Raw genomic sequence first — 5,619 nt, 5'->3', positions numbered from 1 at the left:
CCATGTCACTCTGAGTGCCCACACAGATTGTCTGATAAATTGTTAAAGAGCAGTGCCGCTTCGCTTTTTCTCAGCGGCGCGGGGTGTGCATAATACGCTTTCCCGCTTCAGAGTCAAGCATTTATTTTCGCTTTTCTCTGTCGGTGTTCATCACTGGTTTTCACCGGAGAACCCTGCTGACCCGGCGGCTTGTGTGCCGTTGTTCCGTGTCAGTGGAGGCGCATTATAGGGAGTTATTTCGGGCTGACAAGGGGAAATTTAAAATAATTTTCCGAGTGCGCATTTTTTATTCTTTGCGTTTATTTAACCACCGAATCGGGGGTTAACTGGGCGATTTCGCGGGCAAAACTCGCCACTTGCTCCCAGTCGGTATAGATAACTTCTTTGCGCGTATCCGTTTCGCCGCCCGACATTTTCATAATGAGTTGAATCATCATGCGATCATACCAGCGATAGCGTGGGTACAGCAGCGCCCCGGCGATAACCGCAGAACGGTCTGGCCGCCACTGTGAGTTCATTAAAAACTTGCGCGCGTAGCTGTTGGTCTGCGGCGTCCGATTTTCCGGTTTACGCGCCACCAGGTTGACGGAGTAAAACGCGCTTGGCATGTGATTCAGTCGCGTCGCATGTTTCTTCACAAACTCGAGAAATGCAGAATGATAATGTCCATAACGAATGGATGCGCCAATGACCACACGGTCATAGCGTTCCCAGTCAGGCTCTTCGGTACGATGCAGGTTGACGACATCCGTACAAACGCCAAGCTCTTTGAGTTCTGACGCCAGATAAGCGGCGATTTCCCGGGTCTGTCCATCGCGAGATGAGAAAAGAATCAGTGTTTTCACGTGTTACTCCATTATTCACGCCAGAAGGTCGGGGTAAAAAGTACCAGCAAAGTGAAGACTTCCAGACGACCGAACAGCATATTGGCAATCAGGATCCATTTTGCCACTGGATTCATACTGGCAAAGTTGTCCGCCACGACGCCCAGCCCGGGCCCAAGGTTGTTCAACGTCGCCACCACGGAAGCAAAGGCCGAGAAATCGTCCACACCAGTCGCGATAATCGCCAGCATACTGACAATAAAAACCAGCGCATACGCCGAGAAAAATCCCCAGACCGCTTCAAGAATACGCTCCGGCAGCGCGCGATTCCCCAGTTTGATGCTATAGACCGCATTGGGATGCACCAGGCGCTTCAGCTCGCGGTTCCCCTGTTTGAACAGCAAGAGGATACGGATAACCTTCAGTCCCCCGCCCGTTGACCCTGCACAGCCGCCGATAAACGCAGAACATAGCAGCAATACCGGCAGGAAAAGCGGCCAGCGCGCAATACTGTCGGTGGTAAATCCGGCCGTAGTCGCCATCGACACCACCTGGAAAAAGGCCTGATTGAGCGTCGTCAGTGCGGAGCTATAGATGTTATGGAACCAGAGCACTAATGTGCAGATGACCACCAGCGTCAGTTGGACGCCAATGAACATGCGAAATTCGGGGTCACGCCAGTAAACCTTCAGGCTGCGGCCACTCAGTAACGAGAAGTGCAGACCGTAGTTACAACCAGAGATTAATAAGAAGATAGCGATGATAGTGTTAATCGTTGGGCTGTCAAAATAACCCACGCTGGCATCATGGGTAGAAAACCCGCCGATCGCGATAGTAGCGAAACTGTGTCCGATGGCGTCAAACGCTGGCATGCCGGCAAACCACAGCGCCAGCGCGCAGGCGACCGTCAGCAGGACGTAGATCAGCCACAGCGTTTTTGCCGTTTCGGCAATACGCGGGCGCATCTTGTTATCTTTCAGCGGCCCTGGCATTTCAGCGCGATAGAGCTGCATCCCACCGACGCCGAGTATCGGCAAGATCGCGACGGCCAGCACAATGATTCCCATCCCACCGAACCATTGCAGCATCTGGCGATAAAAGAGGATCGCATGCGGCAGTGAATCCAGCCCCACCAGCGTGGTAGCGCCGGTCGTGGTCAGTCCGGAGAATGATTCGAAAAACGCATCGGTAATCGTGAGGTTCGGGCTTTCAGAAAAAATGAAGGGTAACGCACCCACGCTACCCAGCACGGTCCAGAACAGTACCACGATCAGAAACCCTTCACGGGATTTCAATTCGCCTTTCTCACGACGATTCGGCCACCACAACATGGAGCCAATCACCAGTGCAACAAAAAAGGTTTGCGTAAATGCGCGTCCCGCCCCATCACGATAGATAAGCGCTACCAGCCCCGGGAGGATCATCGTGCCCGAAAATAAGATAACCAGTAGTCCTACAATTCGGGTAATGGCGCGAAAATGCATCTCTGCCGCTTCCTTAGTTCTTCAAAATGAGGTGGGGATTATTCTTCAATCGCTAACAATTGCAATGAACCACGACTAAAATCCGCCAGCTTTGCTGAAAATTCATCCGCTTTCGCATAAGGAAGCGCCACCCTTAACCGAACGAATGCCTGGTAATCACTGGTGACGATTTTGCCGCCATATTGACCCAGAAGTGCTTCAACGCCAGCCAACTGCGCGTACTCACACTGCAAAGTATATTCGGTTAATGGCGTCTTGCGCTGTGTCGTTAACTGACGCAATGCCTGGTTTACGCCACCGCCGTAGGCTTTAACCAGTCCGCCGGTGCCGAGTAAGATCCCGCCGTAATAGCGCACCACAACGGCGGTAATTTCCCCAACTCCGCTACCCATCAACTGCGCGAGCATCGGCTTACCTGCCGTTCCCGCCGGTTCACCATCATCTGAAAAGCCCAATTGCTGCGAATCATTCGGCGCTCCAGCCACCCACGCCACGCAATGGTGACGGGCGTCCGGGTGCTCCGCTCTGACTGATTCCACAAACGCTTTTGCCGCCTCTACGCCATCGGTATGCGCCAACAACGTAATGAAGCGGCTTTTTTTGATCTCTTCGACAACGGTGACCGGCGCCGCAGGGATTAACCAACTGTCCATTACGCCAGTTTCAGATCCCGCGTCATGTTTTCAACGTTGTTCTCGTGGATCACCACGTTATCTTCAATACGAATACCACCAAACGGTTTCAGCGCTTCAATTTTCTGCCAGTTGAAGTGTTTGCTGAACTGCCCTTCACGCCACGGCGCGAGCAGCGATTCGATGAAGTAAAAGCCCGGTTCAATGGTCAACACCATGCCCGGCTGGAGCACACGGGTGCAACGCAGATACGGATATTTGGACGGCGCGGCGAGATGCGTACCGGTGTCATCCTGCATAAAGCCCGCGACATCATGCACCTGCAGGCCCAGCGGATGGCCGATACCGTGCGGCATAAACGGTCCGGTGAGATCGTTTTCGACCATCGCCTCTTCGCTCATATCGGTGACGAGCTGATGCTTACGCAGCAGTTTTGCAATACGCTGATGGAACTGAACATGATAATCCACATAGCTGACACCCGCTTTCATGGTGGCAATCAGCGCCAGCTGTTCGTCATTCACATCTTTCACTAACTGCGCATACTCGTTGTCGCTTTTCGCCGACCAGGTACGGGTCAGGTCTGCGGCATAACCGTTGTACTCCGCACCGGCATCCAGCAAGAAGCTGCGGATTTCAGACGGTGCCTGATGATCCAGCTTCGTATAATGCAAAACCGACGCATGCTCGTTCAGCGCCACGATATTGCTGTACGGCACATCGGTGTCGCGGTGACCGGTCGCAGTCAGATAGGCCAGGTTGATATCGAACTCGCTCATCCCCGAACGGAAGGCTTCTTCCGCCGCACGGTGTCCATTCACCGCCATTTTCTGCGCTTCGCGCATGCAGGCCAGTTCGTAGTCCGTTTTGTAGGCGCGGTAATAGTGCAGATAGTCGATCACCCCTTTCGGGTTGATATTGCTGGCGGCGATCTCCAGTTGCAACGCACGCTCTGGAACCGGGCCGATATAACCAATATTGCCGCGCGCGGCAGGCAGTTGACTGCCAATGCCATCCGCCTTCGGCAGGGCAATCACCTCAACTTCTTCAGTCCAGAAGGAGGTCGGCAGCGGTTCAACGTTGTGCCAGTAATCGACCGGCAAGTAAAACCACAGTTTGGGTTTGTTCACCCCATCAACCAGCAACCAGCAGTTGGGAACCTGAGTCACCGGCACCCAGGCTTTAAACTGCGGATTAACCTTAAACGGGTAAGGATGATCGTCGAGAAAAACGTTAACCAGCTCGCCGGAGTGAATAAGCAGCGCATCAAGCTTAAAGCGTTCCAACGCATCACGCGTCCGTTCTTGTAAGGTAACGATATGATTTTTATAGAGTGCGGCCAGTGATTCCATTTTCTATCCTTCTGTTTTTTTCGACCTCAAGTCTCCGCATCTTAGCACATCGATTCACGAGAGCGTGATTTCTACCAGGTGTGATCGGATCGGCATTTTTTTAATCAGTCATTTGCATTTTATTAACATAAAATACACACTTCGCTTCATCTGGTATGACCAGATCACCTTGCGGATTCAGGAGACTGACATGCTTTACAAAGGCGACAACCTGTACCTCGACTGGCTGGAAGATGGCATCGCCGAACTGGTGTTCGATGCCCCAGGCTCAGTGAACAAACTCGACACGGCAACCGTCGCCAGCCTCGGCCAGGCGCTGGACGTACTGGAAAAACAAACAGATTTAAAAGGGCTGCTGCTGCGCTCGAATAAAGCAGCCTTTATCGTCGGTGCCGATATCACCGAATTCCTTTCGCTGTTTCTCGTTCCCGAAGAACAGCTCAGCCAGTGGTTGCATTTCGCCAACAGCGTCTTTAACCGTCTGGAAGATCTGCCGGTCCCCACTCTCTCTGCGGTTAACGGCTATGCGTTAGGTGGCGGCTGCGAATGCGTACTGGCGACCGATTACCGCCTGGCGACGCCGGATCTGCGTATCGGTCTGCCAGAAACAAAGCTGGGCATCATGCCAGGCTTTGGCGGTTCCGTACGTATGCCGCGCATGTTAGGCGCGGACAGCGCACTGGAGATCATTGCTGCCGGTAAAGACGTTGGTGCTGAACAGGCGCTGAAAATCGGTCTGGTCGATGGCGTCGTGAAAGCGGAAAAACTGATTGAAGGCGCAAAAGCAGTTTTACGTCAGGCCATCAGCGGCGATCTGGACTGGAAAGCGAAGCGTCAGCCGAAGCTGGAACCGCTGAAGCTCAGCAAAATTGAAGCTACCATGAGCTTTACCATTGCCAAAGGCATGGTCGCGCAAACGGCAGGCAAACATTACCCGGCCCCGATGACTGCGGTGAAAACCATTGAAGCTGCCGCGCGTTTTGGCCGTGAAGAAGCGCTTAATCTGGAAAACAAAAGTTTTGTTCCGCTGGCGCACACCAATGAAGCCCGCGCGTTGGTCGGTATCTTCCTTAACGACCAATATGTGAAAGGCAAAGCGAAGAAGCTGACCAAAGACGTTGAGACGCCAAAACAGGCTGCTGTGCTGGGCGCAGGCATTATGGGCGGCGGTATCGCGTATCAGTCGGCGTGGAAAGGCGTGCCGGTTATCATGAAAGATATCAACGACAAATCCCTGACCCTCGGAATGACCGAAGCGGCTAAGCTGCTGAACAAACAGCTTGAGCGCGGCAAAATTGACGGTCTGAAGATGGCGGGCGTGATTTCG

The 5,619-nt window shown here is 53.2% G+C and carries 5 protein-coding genes; 1 reads left to right on the top strand and 4 read right to left on the bottom strand.

The genetic code is table 11. From position 1 onward, the window contains the following. Positions 1 to 299: 299 nt before the first annotated feature. The 4 genes from hemG to pepQ are packed head-to-tail and all read right to left on the bottom strand — an operon-like array spanning position 300 to position 4,292. The gene (gene hemG, locus AB7E14_RS19680) at positions 300 to 845 is read right to left on the bottom strand and encodes a menaquinone-dependent protoporphyrinogen IX dehydrogenase (protein ID WP_428169831.1); all 546 of its coding nucleotides are present in this window, start codon (positions 843 to 845) and stop codon (positions 300 to 302) included. Between the two features lie 11 nt (positions 846 to 856). Further along, a complete protein-coding gene (gene trkH, locus AB7E14_RS19675; protein WP_042326189.1) occupies positions 857 to 2,308 on the bottom strand; it encodes a Trk system potassium transporter TrkH in 1,452 nt (483 codons plus the stop codon). A gap of 38 nt (positions 2,309 to 2,346) precedes the next feature. Then, entirely contained in the window at positions 2,347 to 2,961 is a 615-nt protein-coding gene (locus tag AB7E14_RS19670; RefSeq protein ID WP_046402112.1) for an IMPACT family protein, read from the bottom strand. Then, a complete protein-coding gene (gene pepQ, locus AB7E14_RS19665) occupies positions 2,961 to 4,292 on the bottom strand; it encodes a Xaa-Pro dipeptidase (RefSeq protein ID WP_042998835.1) in 1,332 nt (443 codons plus the stop codon). The genes AB7E14_RS19670 and pepQ overlap by 1 nt, the downstream gene beginning before the upstream one ends. Positions 4,293 to 4,482: 190 nt before the next feature. On the opposite strand from pepQ, the gene AB7E14_RS19660 reads away from it, so the two are divergent. Continuing rightward, a partial coding sequence (locus tag AB7E14_RS19660) for an enoyl-CoA hydratase-related protein (protein WP_428169830.1) occupies positions 4,483 to 5,619 on the top strand: 1,137 nt, incomplete at its 3' end.

The sequence above is a fragment of the Citrobacter sp. genome, assembly GCF_050252275.1.
GTDB lineage: Bacteria > Pseudomonadota > Gammaproteobacteria > Enterobacterales > Enterobacteriaceae > Citrobacter_A > Citrobacter_A amalonaticus.
Note: the sequence above shows the minus strand (reverse complement) of the source record. Positions and strands in the feature narration are given on the sequence as shown.

Excerpts from the sequence above, each read along its gene's own strand:
- AB7E14_RS19670 (WP_046402112.1), bottom strand. The coding sequence starts at position 2,961 with ATGGACAGTTGGTTAATCCCTGCGGCGCCGGTCACCGTTGTCGAAGAG.
- pepQ (WP_042998835.1), bottom strand. The coding sequence starts at position 4,292 with ATGGAATCACTGGCCGCACTCTATAAAAATCATATCGTTACCTTACAA.
- trkH (WP_042326189.1), bottom strand. The coding sequence starts at position 2,308 with ATGCATTTTCGCGCCATTACCCGAATTGTAGGACTACTGGTTATCTTA.